This is a genomic window from Methanohalophilus euhalobius (assembly GCF_900215215.1).
GTDB lineage: Archaea > Halobacteriota > Methanosarcinia > Methanosarcinales > Methanosarcinaceae > Methanohalophilus > Methanohalophilus euhalobius.
The window spans coordinates 127,014-142,840 of record NZ_OBDR01000001.1 but is presented as its reverse complement, the minus strand read 5'-3'; the positions used below and the strand labels follow the sequence as shown (position 1 = coordinate 142,840).

The window sequence follows — 15,827 nt, the reverse complement described above, 5'->3', positions numbered from 1 at the left end:
AATTCAGATACGGTGCATGAAGCGGAATACATCGTCTTTCTGTACCTGGATCTCAACACCAAGTTCATCTCCAGCAGCATTTATTGCATTCTGGAACGCATCAATGTCAAATCCCTTTTTTTTGGTCTCTGTCAGCATTATCATGGTGAACAGATCTTCCATTATAGTCTGGCTTATATCCACAATGTTCACCTCGAATTGGGCTAGTACATTTGTTATATGTGCTACTATCCCAACTTTATCTATTCCAATTACAGTGATAACAAAACGTGTGGATGTCATAATCATTTCTCCTCGATATGTAGAATACGGTGGAACTACGATTTCATCATATTTAATAATGCATCAATATCTAACATTGCTTCAAGTTACATGGCAAAATAATAAATGTATAAATTCAAAGAAACTAATAGTAAAATAATATTTGAATAGAGTAGAATGCAAAATTAAAAAAACTCAATAGTCAAGAAAGTTTAATTTCCAAAAGGGGTCTACTATAGATTGGCCAGTTTTACTAAAGTTTACTTGTTCATTCATAAAAAATAATTTTTAATAAGTGTTATATATGATGCAGTTGCAACTTTTAGCTACAAGATAAAAAGGTGATTAATACATGCCTTGCTGGGAATATGATATAAAACCAATAAGAACTGATGACTGGAGTAAAACAAAAGACGAATTAAATGAAATGGGCAATGAAGGTTGGGAATTAATCAAGTTCTGTGGACCTCTGGATGGACAGGGAGCTTCTGATGCTTTCTTCAAAAGGCTTGTTGATGAAGCAAATATCTGAGTGATCTTCACTCTGTCATTTCATCCATATCTCTGCATATGCAAAACTTGCATAATGCAATCTCCACATCTTTTTGTTTGTTTTTCGCGAGACAATAATATTCATTATCCTCTTTTTGCATTAAATCTATACGCTGAATTAGTTCCAGGCAATCTTCCCTGTCAAAAGTTGAGATTTGAGGGGTTGCGTTGTATTTTTTTATCTCCTCTATGGTTTATAAAGATGCCTGAATAAATCCTCGCCATATATCTGCCTGTATTTTAGAGGAAGGTTTTCAGTACTTTGCAACATCAGATATCTTATTTTCATAAAATCTGAGGGAGTAAATCGGTTTGCCTTCTTTTTTAGATTGGAAATTAATTCTTGTTTATTGTCTAAATGGTTGTAGATCATACTTATTTCCAGCCACATTTTCCGGAACTACACATCTCCATTTTTTCGAAATATTGCTGATGATAATCTTCTGCAGGATAAAATTCAGAAGCGGGCTCTATTTCTGTAACTATAGGTTTGGATTTGCCTGATTCCTGTAACTTATGAAGACAACTCAAAGCAATTTCTTTTTGTTTTTTGTTATGATAAAATATTGCAGAGCGATATTGTGTTCCAATATCCGGCCCCTGTCGATTAGATGTTGTAGGGTCATGAATATTCCAGAAAATCTCCAGCATTTGTTCATAACTTACAATTTGTGGATGATAGGTAATCTCAACAGCTTCAGCGTGGCCTGTACGCCCGGTACAAACTTCCTCATAAGAGGGATTGGGTGTACTCCCTCCCGTGTAACCAACCCTTGTGCTAATAACGCCTTCGACTTCCCTAAATGCTGCCTCTATTCTCCAGAAGCATCCGGCAGCAAATGTCGCTTTTTCCATAGATTTTAAACTCATTTATAATCCCCATGACCTCATTGGTTTTCTGTCAGATATATATTATTCAATAGTTTCTAGGGAATGGTTTATATATCATGTTCGCATATGTTCGAACAATCTTTTTTTACTACACCAGAAGGTAGAGAACATGAATGATCGCAAAAAAGATGACAACAATAGAGACGAAAATAACTCTTTTGAAGACATCGAAGACCTTCTTCAGTATGTTTTTGAAAAGATGAGGGAAGGCAATGGCAATAAACCCTTCGTATATGGGTTTTCCATTGCTCACAATCCCATGAATAATGACCACTTCAATGAACAGTCACCGCCAGCAGAGGATACACCAGAGGATGTTTTTGTAAAAGACCAAACTCCCCTGGTTGAGACATTTAAGACTGACGATGAAGTTTACGTAACAGTCGACGTTAAAGTTGACGAAGATCTTGTGTCAATTACCTCACGCTACAATGAAGTAGACATTGCGGTCCATTTCCCGGATGCTGGACGCACTGAGACACAACACGTAACTCTGCCGGCAAGTGTTGACCCAGGTAGTGAGTCAATCAGCTGCAGCCACGGGGTAATGGATATCAGGTATAAACGGAAAGTTGCTTCCAGTTTGAATTGATTTTATTTTTACTTTACTTCTCCTGCTTTCTTTGCCAATAGGTTCAATTATTGCAGGTGCATTGTCTATAATATAAACAGTGGTACCTATGTTGCAAAGATTGTATGTGCAAGGATTCAACGGGGCCAGATGGGAGGAAAACCGTCTCTAGGTATGATTCACAGCCAGCCAATGAAAAATATTATACTACCCCCGAACATTTAAAAATATTTCCCCTCTCCTCACTTTTCCCGTTATTGCAAGGAAGATGAACGAAGAACAAGCAATATTCGTGCAATGGAAACCCTCACAAAAGGCATTAACGGACAAAGCAAATACCTATCCAGCCTCTCTTTCAGGCGGCCAAAAACAGAAAGTTGCAATTGCAAAATTGGGTCTTCTTCATAGGTGATGGATTGGTAGTGGAAGAAGGTAGCCCTGAGGAACTTTTCACAAATACCCGACATGAACGGACAAAATCTTTTCTTAGTAAAGTTTTGTAACCTTCTTTTTTTTATTGGTTCTTTATTAAGATTCTTTTGAATTAACCAGTCAAAAAAATATAGTACTCAATGTACAATTTTTTAAAAAATTTATAATGCAACAATTTATCTTAAATATATTATATGACATAGATAATATAATATATATTATTAGAAAACATTAATACTATAGTGGATTATATACTATAAAAAACATATGTTATAATATATATAACTTATGTTGTTGTGTACACAATATTACTAAACAAAAAATGCAATTCTCACTTTAAAATTACAGTATCCACGACCTCTTCCTGAAAAGTGAGAGAGAAAACAGTAGATGAATATTATAAGTATATATTTATATATTCATTATTGATCCAATACTCCTACACCTAGAAGGTATAAAATGCAATATAAAACATAGGTATGTTTTTCACCATAATGATTAAAAGCACGCCACAAAAAAATAACTCTTCAAGCACCTTTATCAAAAGGAGAGATCCTTCAGGTAAAAGTATCTGCATGTACCTACAATTTTCCTTATTCATATAATATATATGAACGGATTTGTCTGCCTGATATAATGCACAGATTTAGTAAACACAAATATTACAAATACTATAAGAATATGGCCGTTTCACTCCACTACCGCCCCCTTTAGTGCACAGAAAAATAGAAGAAACGCATATTTATCAAAAAACAACATTTCATTCATATATTATATGTAATATACTCAGAACCACCGATCCAGCATATTATATATCAAACTTCACTAAATTATAACTCACTTTACAAGATATACATAATAATAAAATTCAGATTTGTTTCAAAGAACACATCTTAAATTTGATAAATGTATTAGTAATAAATATTGCAAGGTAACTTCAAGTAAAAATAACTATTGTCATTTTAAAATATTACATAAAATGAGAACATCCCAAGTAATTATCATCTATTACATATTATAAAATTAAGTGAATACTTCTAACAAACAACCTCAAAATAATTTCAATGTAGGCCAACCCCACATCACCATAAATTTAACAACTAACATAAAAGAAAATATTTTGTCAGGAATTAGTTAGCAAAAAGTGAGATTTAAATCTCCAGATAATAACCAAATAATTCATTGAACAGCGAGTATTTTTTTCTTGCATTATAGAGATACTGGCGAACATAGTTTTCACCCTTTGATTTTTGAATCATAGCTTCAATTTCCCTGGGCGAAAAAACAGTTTCCAGTTTTACTGCTGCAATGTTTTCAATATCTGATATAGATTTACTTTCAATTAAATTGACACTGTTTTGTGAGGCGTCATCGATAATTGACACCGGGTACTCCCCAACCCATTCCCATGCAGGATCAAAAAGAATTATCCTTAAAAGAGAACAATCACCACAGCGACATACTACTGCCGTATAATCCTGAAAATTGTGATAAGTGAAGGAAAATAACAGACCTTCACACTCACTGCATACACCCATTTCATTTTCCTCTTCTTCAAAAGGAGGAATTAATCTATTATCATCTATGCACAATAGCTTATTTGGTAGTGAATAGCGCAAGGTTGATTTATCAAAAGATACTTTCATTATATTAGGCCTCTATTAAGGTTACAGAAACAACATTACTTTACAAACATATAAATAGTTTGATTGTATATATATGAATTAATACATAGATAGGGGTAATTCTATGAAAGCTATTAGATCTAAAATAAAAAACCGTCTCAAAAAGTTCGTAGAACTTGACGTGAGCGGACTGCGTACCCATATACTATCTATTCTTCTCAACGTAAAACAGTTTACGGTTGATGATCTTCACGAAAAGATCAACAAGCAGTTCGACGCATCCAGAAGTGTAGTAGCCTCTATGGTTGGTTATATACATTCAAAGTTGGGTATTCTGAGATCCCATAAGGAGTCATACAAGACCCCTACAACATATTCATTGAAGGAAGAATATGTGGACTTGATACAGAATGCCATTACCGCGCGAGAAAAACCATCCACATGAATGAGTATTCATGGTAGCAATAAAGGATGCTCCACGTACATCCACCACCCTAATAATACGTTCGGATTCCGGATCCAGAATCACACATTCCAGAGATCCTTACTATAGCCTCATGCGCAGGCTTTTTCAGGAAGATGCTACTGCACGACGCGGACAGCAATTTCTGACTATAATCGAAGAGCGCCAAAAGAGTGGCAATGCTGTTAAAACAAGTGAATGGGAATCAATAATGAAAGAGCTGGACGTTGGTCGAGCATCTTTCTATGCAATGCGCAACAAATTACTTGGCGCGGGACTCATTTCTAATAAGAATAAGGAATACCGTTTATCGAGCCAGTTCAGTAAAGATCTTATAGATATGGCCAACTGGTGGTCTACTGCTATATTAAATAAAGACCCGGATGAATTATAAATCCCGATAATTTTATATACTAAATATCCAATGTAGGATACGTTTTCGTAGCAGCCCGGTAGTGTAGTGGTCAATCATGTGGGACTCTGGATCCTGCAACCTCGGTTCGAATCCGTGCCGGGCTACTAAATTTTTTTGCTAATTTTTTAAGTGTTTGGTTTATTGCCATATAACTGATCGTAAGTGCAACATATAAATATATACAATAGATACTGAAATATTAGTGATATGTAAGTAATCTCCAATATACGATGTGTTGGAGGCAATAACATCAAGAATACGGAGGATAAACCGAATACAAAATGTGTCGAAGCTGCATTAAGAAAGCGGACACATGACCTGGAAGAGCGGGCCAAGGAACTAGACTGCCTCTACCAGATATCCAGAATTGTCGAAAAGGAAAGAAATCTGGACACAATTTTACAGGAAATAGTCGACTTCATTCCTTCCGCCTGGCAATATCCATACATAGCTTGTTCAAGGATTACCGTGGAAGAAAATACATTTATGAGCCCGCATTTTCAGGAAAGCCAGTGGAAACAGGCCGCCCCATTAATTGTTGAGAACAAAAATGCAGGTTGCCTCGAGGTTTTTTATCTTGAAAATAAGCCACAAGCAGCGGAGGGGCCGTTCCTCAGGGAAGAGCGCAAGCTGATTGATGCCTTGGCGGAAAGGGTAGGAGACGCCATCGAACTGATGCGTGTAGAAAAAGAACTCAGCAACTACCGCAAGAACCTGGAAGAAATCGTAGAAAAACGTACTTCTGAACTAACCTTTGTCAACCAGCAACTACAGAAGGAAATTGCTGAACGGGAACGTGCTGAAAAGTCCCTCCGTGAATTTGAAGATATGAGGATTAAAGAAATTCATCACAGGGTAAAGAACAATCTGCAGGTTGTCTCCGGACTGCTGTATCTTGAATCGACGAATTTTAACCATAATGAAGTAGTAGAAGCTTTCAAACAAAGTGAAAATCGGGTACGTTCGATAGCTCTTATACACGAAAAGTTATATCAGTCCAGCGACTGCAAAAACCTCGACTTTTTGGATTATGTTAATGAGCTTATGGAATATCTTATGCATTCTTATGATCTTGATAATAACAAAGTGATTGTAAACGTCAATGTGGATAAAATCCATCTTGAAATGGACAGGGCCGTACCCCTTGGAATCATAATCAATGAGCTGGTTTCCAATGCCCTGCAACATGCTTTTAATGAAGGACAGGATGGTGTAATCGAAATTCATTTCGCTAAAGAAAATAGTGGTTATAGCCTGATTGTGCATGACAGTGGTGACTTTCCCAAAGAAATAGATTTCAAGAATACAGAATCTCTTGGACTGCAACTTGTAACCAATCTTGTTTCCCAGATAGACGGTACAATAGACCTGAACACAGCTGAAGGTACTACTTTTACGATACACTTCTGAATACAGGAAAAAATCATATCTGACCTAAAAAGTAATGATAGCAACCCCGGAAAAGGTTGCTGAAATGTTTTCATTTCCCAATACTTTTCTCGGTTTCCATCACCTTGAGATATATTTTGAGTATCGAATCTGGATTCAGAGAAATGGAATCAATGCCTTTTTGCACAAGGAATTCAGCAAATTCCGGGAAATCACTTGGGGCCTGACCACAGATCCCGCTGTGCTTATTATTTCTTTTTGCACCTTTTATTGCCATGGATACCATCGCTTTTACAGCCTCATCCCTCTCATCAAAGGTTGAAGCCAGGATCTCAGAATCCCGATCAACCCCCAATGTTAGTTGTGTCAGATCATTGGACCCGATCGAAAAACCATCGAAGTATTTGCTGAATTCATCGATCAGGAGTGCATTACTGGGAATCTCACACATCATATATACCTGCAGGTTATTTTCACCCTTTTTAAGGCCGTGTTTGTCCATTTCTTCGATAACTTTGCGGGCTTCCTCCACACGTCTGCAGAAAGGAATCATTAGAATAAGGTTGGTAAGCCCCATTTCATCCCTAACCTTTTTCATCGCCCTGCATTCAAGAGCAAACCCTTCCCTGTACCTTTCATCATAATAACGTGAAGCTCCCCGGAAACCAAGCATGGGATTATTTTCCTTTACTTCAAAATCTTCTCCACCCAGCAGGGTTGCATATTCATTGGATTTGAAATCGCTCATGCGCACAACTACTGGCTTTGGGTAGAATGCAGCTGTGATTGTCGCGACACCTTCAGCAAGCCTTTCCACAAAGTAATCCCCTTTATCTGAATAACCCTGTGTCAATTTTTCAATCTGATTGACCGCACCCTGATCTTTGACTTTTTCCGTATGAACCAGCGCCATCGGATGAATCCCTATATAACTGTTTATGATAAACTCAAGTCGAGCCAGCCCGATTCCATCATTTGGTATCCGGGACAGTGCAAAAGCCTCTTCAGGATTTCCCAGATTCATCATTATTTCTGTTTGGGTCTTGCTGACATCTTCCAGCTCTGTGGTTTCCTTATGGAATGCAAGTTGGCCTTCATAGACCCTGCCTGTGTCCCCTTCAGCACAGCTTACAGTAACTTGACTACCCGTTTCAAGGATTTCTGTGCTGTCATCCGCCCCCACAACTGCGGGAATGTCAAGCTCACGACTGACAATAGCTGCATGACAGGTCCTGCCTCCTTTATTGGTAATGATGGCTGCTGCATTTTTCATCACAGGTTCCCAATCCGGAGTGGTTGTATCTGCCACCAGGATTTCCCCGGGTTTGAAGGAAGACAAACCAGAGACATCTTTGATAACATGCACCCTGCCCGAGGCTATCCTGGACCCAACACTTCTGCCTGTGACAAGCACCTTGCCTTTTTCATCCATGTAGTAGGTTTCAAGCACATCCTTCCTTTTCTGGGATTGTACTGTCTCCGGTCTTGCCTGAACGATGAATAATTTTCCTGTATCACCATCCTTTGCCCATTCTATATCCATAGGCATTGCCTTATTCGATTTCCCGGAATAGTGTTTCTCAATTGTGACAGCATATCTGGCAAGCTGCAGTACCTCCTCATTGTTGATACAGAAGTCTTTTCTGTCACTTTCAGGAACATCCACATTACGCGTAAGTACTCTGGAATCTCCCCGGCCGTAGATCATCTTAATCTCTTTGCTGCCGACCTTTTTGCGGATAATGGGCTTATAGCCTTCTTCAAGGGTCGGCTTGAATACGTAGAACTCATCCGGATTTACCAGTCCCTGTACGATATTCTCACCTAACCCATATGATCCGGTGATAAAGACTACATCCTCAAAGCCAGTTTCTGTATCGATGGTGAACATCACTCCGCTTGATGCAAGGTCAGAACGCACCATTTTCATTATACCAATCGACAGGCCTACATCAAAATGATCGAATTTGTTATTTATCCTGTAGGAAATGGCCCGGTCGGTGAACAAAGAGGCAAAACAGCGGCTGCATGCATCATTCAGGGCGTGATAGCCGTGAATGTTGAGATAAGTTTCCTGCTGGCCTGCAAAAGATGCATTTGGCAGGTCTTCAGCAGTGGCTGAACTGCGTACTGCAACATCGGTATCTGCACCATACTGTTCACACAGTTTGTCATATGCAGTTTTAATTTCATCCCATAGATCTTCAGGAATAGGTGCATCCAGGATTGTGTGCCGTGCCCTTTTGCCTATATCAGCAAGGTTACTGAGAGTCTTCGTGTCCAACTCATCCAGAATCCTTCGTAGGTCTTCCAGCACACCTGCCGAATTCAGCACATGCCAGTAGGCCTCAGCAGTGATAGCAAAACCATTAGGAATACAGATGTCCTTATCCGTAAGTTCCCTGTACATTTCACCCAATGATGCATTTTTCCCTCCCACCAGGGACACATCATCAATAGTAATCTCTTCAAACCATCGTATGTATTTGTTATCGCTCATTGTAACCCCACTACTATTTTCAATTAGTTGGTTATATGATTCCGGAATGTATTATATGTTCCTGTGGATACTAAAAATCCATAATTGAACAAACTGCGATACTTTTAATAACTATTAAGAACAAATAGGTAAGGAAGTTATGAGGTTAAATTATCTGGGGGGCCAAATTAATTTCATACTGGTTAACCACAGGTATAACTGATTGCTATGACGTGTTTCTGCTTAGAAAGAATTAATCCTGTAAAGTATTTTTATTGGGTTATCCCGGCGGGCCTATCCAACTATACATCAAGAGGAGAGAAAAGGTGTAGGACAGTAATACCACATTCAGAGAAATTGAAAATGAATGGATAATCATGCCTGATGGCTGCAAACTTGCAGCCAAAATATGGTTACCAGAAGGTACGGAGGAAAAGCCCGTACCTGCTGTTCTTGAATATATTCCCTATAGGAAACGTGATTTCAAATCGATTCGTGATTCCAAAATACATAGATATTTTGCCCAAAATGGTTACGCTGCTATAAGAGTGGACATGCGTGGCAGTGGGGATTCAGATGGGGTACTGGAAGATGAATATCTGCCACAGGAACTCAATGATGGTGCCGAGATCATCGAATGGATTGCCTCGCAACCCTGGTGCACTGGCAATGTAGGAATGATAGGGATTTCCTGGGGTGGTTTCAATGCCCTTCAGATAGCAGCAAAGGACACACCCCATCTAAAAGCGATAATTACAGTTTCATCATCCGATGACCGTTATGCAGATGATGTTCATTACATGGGAGGTTGCATGTTAACGGACAACCTTTCATGGGCCTCGACAATGTTTTCCTATAACTCTCTTCCACCAGACCCTGCTATTGTAGGGAATAAATGGAAAGAGATGTGGCTGGACAGACTGGAAGGAAGCGGTCTGTGGCTTAAGAAATGGCTTCAGCACCAGAGAAGAGATGAATACTGGAAACATGCTTCAGTTGCAGAAAATTATGAAGCGATTTCCTGCCCTGTTTTTGCAGTAAGTGGGTGGGCGGACGGATATTCCAACACTGTATTCAGGCTCATGGAAAACCTGCAGGTCCCACGCAAGGCCCTTATCGGAGGATGGGGCCATAAATATCCTAATTTTGGGGGGGAGGGGATTGGAATTGACTTTTTAAGAGAAGCCACACGCTGGTGGGATAGATGGCTTAAAAAGATCGATAATGGAGTAGATGAAGAACCCAGGTTACGCCTCTGGATGCAGGATAGTGTCTCTCCCCTGATTTCAAGTTGTCCTGGCAGATGGATAGCAGAAAACAATTGGCCTTCTGCCAAAATTGAAAATCAAGAATTTTACTTATCGAAAGGCAGGATCCATCTTGAAGAAGATGAAATCAAAAATGAAGATATGAGGATCAGAAGTCCCTTAAGTGTCGGACTTTTTGCAGGTAAATGGTACTCCTACTCAGAGTCAACCGACCTTCCCCATGACCAGAGCGAAGAAGACGGAGGGTCTCTTGTTTTTGATACACCTGAATTAGAGGAAGATATTGAAATACTTGGATCTCCGGAAGTAGAACTCGAATTAGAATCAGACCAGCCTATAGCTATGATTGCCCTGCGCCTAAACGACGTATGCCGGGAAGGAACCTCTACAAGAGTTACTTATGGACTTCTTAACCTTGCACACAGAGATGGTAATGAAAATCCTATTGTGCTTGAAGTTGGTAATACATACAGGATTTGCATAAAAATGAATTATGTGGCACAAAATTTCCCCGCTGGCAATAAAATACGACTGTCGATTTCAACTTCGTACTGGCCGTTTGCGTGGCCAAGTCCTGAACCTGCAGCTTTGACTATAAAGAGCAAGGGTAAACTCATACTACCTGTAAGACCAAAAAACAAAGAAGATGACAAATTACCAGATATAGGAGAACCGGTCTTATCAGAACCAATTCGCTCCACACTTCTGGAGCCTGCAAAGAGAGAATGGACAGTTCAACATAATCTTGCAACAAATGAAGTGAAACAACAGATTATCAATAATGATGCCTTCTTACGGCTGGATGATATCAATCTGGAAATTGGAAAAGAGACAACTGAAGTTTATTCTTATTTGAATAACAATTACAATACAGTTAGAGGAGAAGTGGAAAGTACAAGAAGTCTGGCGCGTGGAGATTGGAAGATTGAAACCCTGACAAGAACAGTACTTACATCCACACCGACTCATTTTCAAATTCGGGCAATCCTTGATGCTTATGAGGGTGATACACGGATTTTTAGCAAAAGCTGGGACGATTTGATTCCACGTGATATGATGTGAGGAAGATAAATGAAGAAAAATATTTTTGTTGTAGGAATGGATTCCTTCAACCTGGAAAAACTTAGAAAAGTGCCGGCCGCCAAAGAATGTGTATTTCATTCAGCTATTGACATTGATGAGATGCGGCATGTGGATAAATTTGATGTAGAGAAACTGTTATCAGTTGCGGAAAACAGAATGAGGGCTGTTGAAGGTGGACCAGCCGGTGTAATTACATATTTTGATTTCCCTGCACAGGACATGGTTCCAATTCTGGCATCAAGAATGGGTTTACCGGGCCCAAGTTTTGAAAGTGTCCTTAAATGTGAACACAAATACTGGAGCCGGTTAGAGCAGCAAAAAGTAATCTCAAAACACATACCCGCATTCTGTGCCTTTAATCCTTTTGATGAAGATATATTTGATTCTATAAATCTGCCTTTTCCTTTCTGGATAAAGCCTTTCAGGTCATTCCGTTCATTCCTTGCTTTCGAAATAGAAAATCGCGGACAATTCGAGGCAACACTGGAACAAATACGTGAAAGTATTGATTTCATTCACAAACCGTTTATGCAACTTTTACAGAACCAGAATCTTCCTGCAGATATAACTCAAATGAAAGAGAGCTGTATCGCAGAAACACCTCTTTACGGAAGGCAATGTACCCTGGAAGGATATGTGTACAAGGGAAAAGTAAAGGTGTATGGTGTTGTGGATTCTATCAGGGACCAGCATTTTTCTTCATTCTCACGTTATGAATATCCTTCATCATTACCAAAATGGGTCCAGAAAAAAATGATGAAAGTTTGCAAACGATTCATAAGATCCATTGGACTTGATAATTCGGCTTTCAATGTCGAATTTTTTTATGATCCATTCCATAAACAGGTATATTTACTGGAAATAAACACCAGGATATCCCAGTCTCATGCTGACCTTTTTGAAAAAGTCCATGGTGTTTCACATCATCAAATCATGCTACAACTTGCCCTTGGAGACAAACCAAAACCTCTGGGCAATAAGGGCAAATTCCGGTACGCAGCAAAATTCATGCTCAGGACATTTGATTCCGGTAAAGTGGTTGCAGTTCCGTCAGATGAAGAAATTGCTTCGGTTATGAATGAAATGCCGGGTACAATAGTCAAAGTGCTGGTTAAAGAAGGACAGCAACTATCAAAGATGGAGTTGCAGGACAGTTATAGTTATGAACTTGCGGATATTTTTATAGGAGCAAATAAACGGTCTGAACTTGTGGATAAATATGACAGGGTTATTGAAATGATAACTTTCAGTATAAAGAAGGATATCTAATAATTTAAAAGAAATACATACTTATTAGTAAATCAGGAAGCAGGGCAGTGTATTCTGTTTAAGCTTCCAATCCAGCCATAACAAATAACTTTTTAAGCGTCTGGATAGATATAGATAGTTAGAGCATCACCTAGCTGGAAATAGTTAATATGAATACTAAGTGGAGGATTACATGTTAGAAGTAAAGGACCTTACTGTTGAGGTTGGTGGAAAAGAGCTGCTAAAAGATGTCAACCTCAAAGTGGAAAAGGGTTATACAAATATCATTCTGGGGCCAAATGGTGCAGGAAAAACTGCTCTTTTGATGACATTGATGGGATTTAGTGGTTACAAGATAGTAAGCGGGCAGATATTATTCAAAGGTGAGGACATAACTCATATGTCTATTGATGAAAGGGCAACAAGGGGAATTGGAATTATGACCCAGCGCCCCCCAAACATGACTGGAGTCAAACTGAAAAATCTCTTAAAACTGATAGCAGGGGATAAAGATATGGAGCAGATGGCTGAATCCCTTGATATGATTAGATTCATGGAAAGAGATATCAACGTGGGATTTTCAGGCGGAGAAATCAAAAGATCCGAATTATTACAACTTGCTGCACAAAGTCCATGTATCTATTTGTTTGATGAACCCGAATCTGGTGTAGACCTTATGAGCATTGACATTATCGGAAGCACAATAAATGATCTGGTCCATGGTGATTCAACCTGCCCGGGTGACCGTAAAGGTCATGGAAAGTCAGCTTTAATAATTACACATACAGGTAAGATTTTGGATTACATCGAAGCAGACCGTGCTTATGTCCTCTGCAACGGAACAATAATGTGCGAGGGGAATCCCAGGGAGATGCTTCAGGAAATCAAAGAAAACGGTTATGAGGAGTGTATTACATGCAAACTGAAGAAAGCCTGAAAAAAAGGGCTAAAGCAGCACTACGAAAGGAAGCTGCATACGGAGAGAAATTTGATCTGGATGAGTATTCGATTGCTCCAAAAGAAACTAAATACACTGATAACCTGAATGAACTCGATGAGAAATCCCAGAGAACTCTTCTCAATGTAGGAGTTGTTCCCAGCGGGGAAGGCAGAGGTGGCAGCCTTGTAATGGTTGATAATGCCATATCTCATTCCTCAGTTTCCGATAGAGAAATTGAATTGATGCCTCTTCACTTTGCAATGCAAAAGCATGATTGGCTTAAAGATTATTCCTGGAATCTGGTACCTGTGGATGCAGATAAATACACTGCGACCAGTTATCTGGAGAACGCCAATGGTTATTTTATAAGAGCTCCTGAGGGAGTCAAAACAAAATTACCCATCCAAACCTGTCTGCTAATGGGTTCAAAAGACGTTTCTCAGACAGTCCACAACATTGTGATTGTAGAAGAAAATGCCAGGCTGGATGTAATTACAGGTTGCTCCACAAGCAGCGATGTGGATAAAGCTATGCATCTGGGCATTTCGGAAATGTATGTAAAGAAGGGGGGTACCCTGAATTTTACCATGATCCATAATTGGGCAGAGCAAATCGGTGTACGTCCCAGAACAGTAATTCATCTGGAAGAGGGTGCTACCTTCATCAACAATTATGTTACGCTCAAAGCCGTAAAATCCATCCAGAGCTATCCGACAGCCCGCCTTACAGGCAAGGGAGCCTTTGCCAGATTCAATACCATTGCTGTGGCACATCCCGGTTCTGAATTGGATCTTGGTAGTCGTGTTATATTTGATGCACCCGACACAAAAGCAGAGCTTGTCTCCAGAACGATCACAACCGGTGGGACTGTTATTGCAAGAGGAGAAATGATAGGAAATGCAGTCCAGTCAAAGGGGCATTTAGAATGCCACGGACTTGTCCTGAACAGTAAGGGAACACAGAGGGCAATCCCCATCCTTGAAGCAAACGTGGATGATATTGAACTGACACACGAAGCAGCGGTTGGCAGGATTGCAAGGGAACAGGTAGAATACCTTATGGCGCGTGGTCTTTCTGAAGAAGAGGCTGTAGGAATGATAGTGCGCGGTTTCCTTGATGTAGGTATCTCCGGGATCCCGGATGAGCTCCAGAAAGATATTGATGAAACAATCGCACAGATTGGCAAAAGTGCAATGTGATGCAATAGGCATCACATATTCTCTATTTTCAGATCAGTCACTTACCATTTTTGCAGCTTCATCCAGTTCCTTTAGTTTTGTAGGGATGGGATTGTCCCTCAGAAGTTTTGCCATATAAGCAAGATTGTTTACCATATACCTGACAGTCCTGTTTGTGTAGAGGTGTTTGTCTCCTCCTGCATCAATATAGCTTGGACCCGGACCTGCATCACCCACCCAGTAACAATCAGCATTCGGAGGAATTGTACAACCAAGATGGGTCAGATTGAAAAGTGTGTTTGCAGAAACATTGTGTGCTCCATCCTCATTGCCCGTCACAATAACTCCGGCTACCTTGCCATAAAGTGGATATTGCCCTGTTAGGGGTTCAGCATCTCCATAAGATCCATCCAATCTTTCAAGTACCATCTGTGCCACTGCAGATCTTACTCCAAACCATATTGGGGATCCTATTACGAGTATATCACAGGCTTTTATTTTTTCGAGAATCTGTGGCCATTCATCATCGCCTCCTTCATCCGAGGAAACCCCAAAAGCTATGTTGTGGTCTACAATGCGTATTACCTCACTATCTACACCAAGGTCCTGAAACAGTTCAACTGCTTTATCAATAAGGGCTTTTGTATGCGATACTTCAGGTGATTTTTTCAGTGTACAGTTTAAAAAGAGCGCTTTCAATGACATAATGAATATGTTGGTCAGTTGTGACATATAACCTTTTCCTATAATGAAATCGACACTGTTCAGTAAAAACATCTTTCCCATTGATAAGGCGTATATGAATTTAGATTTTGATGATTTCTGATGTAATTATGGTAAGCGATAAACATATTGATCCAACTATTGATATATTGGACCAATCCCTCTTTATGTGGGAAATATTTATCGAACATCTTAATCCTCCTTTTAAAAGATTTGACCATCGCTCGATATAATTTCTGATATCCCCGGATATTACAGTTCTCTGAATCCCGGGTTTCGCTGTAGCAGTGTACCATGGCCCCCACTACA

The 15,827-nt window shown here is 39.6% G+C and carries 17 protein-coding genes and 1 tRNA gene; 10 read left to right on the top strand and 8 right to left on the bottom strand.

The genetic code is table 11. The features are described from left to right. Positions 1 to 3: 3 nt before the first annotated feature. Positions 4 to 282: an ACT domain-containing protein gene (locus CP947_RS00770; protein ID WP_096711362.1), complete on the bottom strand. Its 279-nt coding sequence runs from the start codon at positions 280 to 282 to the stop codon at positions 4 to 6. A 331-nt stretch (positions 283 to 613) separates the two neighbouring features. Here CP947_RS00770 and CP947_RS00765 point away from each other — a divergent pair, with 331 nt between their 5' ends. After that, a complete protein-coding gene (locus CP947_RS00765) occupies positions 614 to 793 on the top strand; it encodes a hypothetical protein (RefSeq protein WP_072361001.1) in 180 nt (59 codons plus the stop codon). A 7-nt stretch (positions 794 to 800) separates the two neighbouring features. Here the strand turns inward: CP947_RS00765 and CP947_RS11000 are convergent, their stop codons facing one another. From CP947_RS11000 to msrA, 3 genes are all read right to left on the bottom strand, one after another. Continuing rightward, positions 801 to 914 carry a DUF2115 family protein gene (locus CP947_RS11000; RefSeq protein ID WP_123151409.1) on the bottom strand — a complete coding sequence of 38 codons (114 nt, stop codon included), beginning with the start codon at positions 912 to 914 and terminating at the stop codon, positions 801 to 803. A gap of 86 nt (positions 915 to 1,000) precedes the next feature. Continuing rightward, positions 1,001 to 1,186, bottom strand: coding sequence for a DUF2115 family protein (locus CP947_RS10995; protein WP_096711361.1), 186 nt, complete (start codon positions 1,184 to 1,186; stop codon positions 1,001 to 1,003). A 2-nt stretch (positions 1,187 to 1,188) separates the two neighbouring features. Further along, positions 1,189 to 1,683 carry a peptide-methionine (S)-S-oxide reductase MsrA gene (gene msrA / locus CP947_RS00755; protein WP_243641475.1) on the bottom strand — a complete coding sequence of 165 codons (495 nt, stop codon included), beginning with the start codon at positions 1,681 to 1,683 and terminating at the stop codon, positions 1,189 to 1,191. Between the two features lie 130 nt (positions 1,684 to 1,813). Here msrA and CP947_RS00750 point away from each other — a divergent pair, with 130 nt between their 5' ends. Beyond that, a complete protein-coding gene (locus tag CP947_RS00750; protein ID WP_096711360.1) occupies positions 1,814 to 2,296 on the top strand; it encodes an Hsp20/alpha crystallin family protein in 483 nt (160 codons plus the stop codon). Between the two features lie 233 nt (positions 2,297 to 2,529). Here CP947_RS00750 and CP947_RS10445 read toward each other — a convergent pair whose 3' ends face one another. Further along, the gene (locus CP947_RS10445) at positions 2,530 to 2,742 is read right to left on the bottom strand and encodes a hypothetical protein (protein WP_165868945.1); all 213 of its coding nucleotides are present in this window, start codon (positions 2,740 to 2,742) and stop codon (positions 2,530 to 2,532) included. Between the two features lie 1,116 nt (positions 2,743 to 3,858). After that, positions 3,859 to 4,353 (bottom strand): hypothetical protein, encoded by a 495-nt coding sequence (locus tag CP947_RS00740; protein WP_096711359.1) that lies wholly within the window; start codon positions 4,351 to 4,353, stop codon positions 3,859 to 3,861. Between the two features lie 103 nt (positions 4,354 to 4,456). On the opposite strand from CP947_RS00740, the gene CP947_RS00735 reads away from it, so the two are divergent. The 4 genes from CP947_RS00735 to CP947_RS00720 all read left to right on the top strand — a co-directional run bounded on the left by CP947_RS00735 (position 4,457) and on the right by CP947_RS00720 (position 6,620). Beyond that, the gene (locus CP947_RS00735; protein WP_072361016.1) at positions 4,457 to 4,777 is read left to right on the top strand and encodes a DUF2551 domain-containing protein; all 321 of its coding nucleotides are present in this window, start codon (positions 4,457 to 4,459) and stop codon (positions 4,775 to 4,777) included. A gap of 10 nt (positions 4,778 to 4,787) precedes the next feature. Continuing rightward, a complete protein-coding gene (locus CP947_RS00730; RefSeq protein WP_096711358.1) occupies positions 4,788 to 5,189 on the top strand; it encodes a hypothetical protein in 402 nt (133 codons plus the stop codon). Between the two features lie 52 nt (positions 5,190 to 5,241). After that, positions 5,242 to 5,314 (top strand) — tRNA-Gln (locus CP947_RS00725). A 364-nt stretch (positions 5,315 to 5,678) separates the two neighbouring features. Then, the gene (locus CP947_RS00720) at positions 5,679 to 6,620 is read left to right on the top strand and encodes a sensor histidine kinase (RefSeq protein WP_253247316.1); all 942 of its coding nucleotides are present in this window, start codon (positions 5,679 to 5,681) and stop codon (positions 6,618 to 6,620) included. Positions 6,621 to 6,690: 70 nt separating this feature from the next. Here CP947_RS00720 and ppsA read toward each other — a convergent pair whose 3' ends face one another. Further along, positions 6,691 to 9,099, bottom strand: a complete 2,409-nt coding sequence (gene ppsA / locus CP947_RS00715; protein WP_096711357.1) for a phosphoenolpyruvate synthase — start codon at positions 9,097 to 9,099, stop codon at positions 6,691 to 6,693. A gap of 356 nt (positions 9,100 to 9,455) precedes the next feature. Between ppsA and CP947_RS00710 the strand changes: the two genes are divergently transcribed. From CP947_RS00710 to CP947_RS00695, 4 genes are all read left to right on the top strand, one after another. After that, complete coding sequence (locus CP947_RS00710) at positions 9,456 to 11,408, top strand: CocE/NonD family hydrolase (protein WP_096711356.1); 1,953 nt, start codon at positions 9,456 to 9,458, stop codon at positions 11,406 to 11,408. Between the two features lie 9 nt (positions 11,409 to 11,417). Further along, positions 11,418 to 12,698 (top strand): ATP-binding protein, encoded by a 1,281-nt coding sequence (locus tag CP947_RS00705; RefSeq protein WP_096711355.1) that lies wholly within the window; start codon positions 11,418 to 11,420, stop codon positions 12,696 to 12,698. A gap of 172 nt (positions 12,699 to 12,870) precedes the next feature. Then, positions 12,871 to 13,614, top strand: coding sequence for an ABC transporter ATP-binding protein (locus CP947_RS00700; RefSeq protein ID WP_096711354.1), 744 nt, complete (start codon positions 12,871 to 12,873; stop codon positions 13,612 to 13,614). Beyond that, complete coding sequence (locus CP947_RS00695) at positions 13,593 to 14,816, top strand: SufB/SufD family protein (RefSeq protein ID WP_096711353.1); 1,224 nt, start codon at positions 13,593 to 13,595, stop codon at positions 14,814 to 14,816. The genes CP947_RS00700 and CP947_RS00695 overlap by 22 nt, the downstream gene beginning before the upstream one ends. A gap of 33 nt (positions 14,817 to 14,849) precedes the next feature. Here CP947_RS00695 and CP947_RS00690 read toward each other — a convergent pair whose 3' ends face one another. Beyond that, positions 14,850 to 15,500, bottom strand: a complete 651-nt coding sequence (locus tag CP947_RS00690; RefSeq protein WP_096711611.1) for a flavodoxin family protein — start codon at positions 15,498 to 15,500, stop codon at positions 14,850 to 14,852. Between the last annotated feature and the right edge of the window lie 327 nt (positions 15,501 to 15,827).

Excerpts from the sequence above, each read along its gene's own strand:
- CP947_RS00740 (WP_096711359.1), bottom strand. The coding sequence starts at position 4,353 with ATGAAAGTATCTTTTGATAAATCAACCTTGCGCTATTCACTACCAAAT.
- CP947_RS00705 (WP_096711355.1), top strand. The coding sequence starts at position 11,418 with ATGAAGAAAAATATTTTTGTTGTAGGAATGGATTCCTTCAACCTGGAA.
- ppsA (WP_096711357.1), bottom strand. The coding sequence starts at position 9,099 with ATGAGCGATAACAAATACATACGATGGTTTGAAGAGATTACTATTGAT.
- CP947_RS00765 (WP_072361001.1), top strand. The coding sequence starts at position 614 with ATGCCTTGCTGGGAATATGATATAAAACCAATAAGAACTGATGACTGG.
- CP947_RS00690 (WP_096711611.1), bottom strand. The coding sequence starts at position 15,500 with ATGTCATTGAAAGCGCTCTTTTTAAACTGTACACTGAAAAAATCACCT.
- CP947_RS10995 (WP_096711361.1), bottom strand. The coding sequence starts at position 1,186 with ATGATCTACAACCATTTAGACAATAAACAAGAATTAATTTCCAATCTA.
- CP947_RS00730 (WP_096711358.1), top strand. The coding sequence starts at position 4,788 with ATGGTAGCAATAAAGGATGCTCCACGTACATCCACCACCCTAATAATA.
- CP947_RS00695 (WP_096711353.1), top strand. The coding sequence starts at position 13,593 with ATGCAAACTGAAGAAAGCCTGAAAAAAAGGGCTAAAGCAGCACTACGA.
- CP947_RS00710 (WP_096711356.1), top strand. The coding sequence starts at position 9,456 with ATGCCTGATGGCTGCAAACTTGCAGCCAAAATATGGTTACCAGAAGGT.
- CP947_RS00735 (WP_072361016.1), top strand. The coding sequence starts at position 4,457 with ATGAAAGCTATTAGATCTAAAATAAAAAACCGTCTCAAAAAGTTCGTA.
- CP947_RS00770 (WP_096711362.1), bottom strand. The coding sequence starts at position 282 with ATGACATCCACACGTTTTGTTATCACTGTAATTGGAATAGATAAAGTT.
- CP947_RS11000 (WP_123151409.1), bottom strand. The coding sequence starts at position 914 with ATGCAAAAAGAGGATAATGAATATTATTGTCTCGCGAAAAACAAACAA.
- CP947_RS00700 (WP_096711354.1), top strand. The coding sequence starts at position 12,871 with ATGTTAGAAGTAAAGGACCTTACTGTTGAGGTTGGTGGAAAAGAGCTG.
- CP947_RS10445 (WP_165868945.1), bottom strand. The coding sequence starts at position 2,742 with ATGTCGGGTATTTGTGAAAAGTTCCTCAGGGCTACCTTCTTCCACTAC.
- msrA (WP_243641475.1), bottom strand. The coding sequence starts at position 1,683 with ATGAGTTTAAAATCTATGGAAAAAGCGACATTTGCTGCCGGATGCTTC.
- CP947_RS00750 (WP_096711360.1), top strand. The coding sequence starts at position 1,814 with ATGAATGATCGCAAAAAAGATGACAACAATAGAGACGAAAATAACTCT.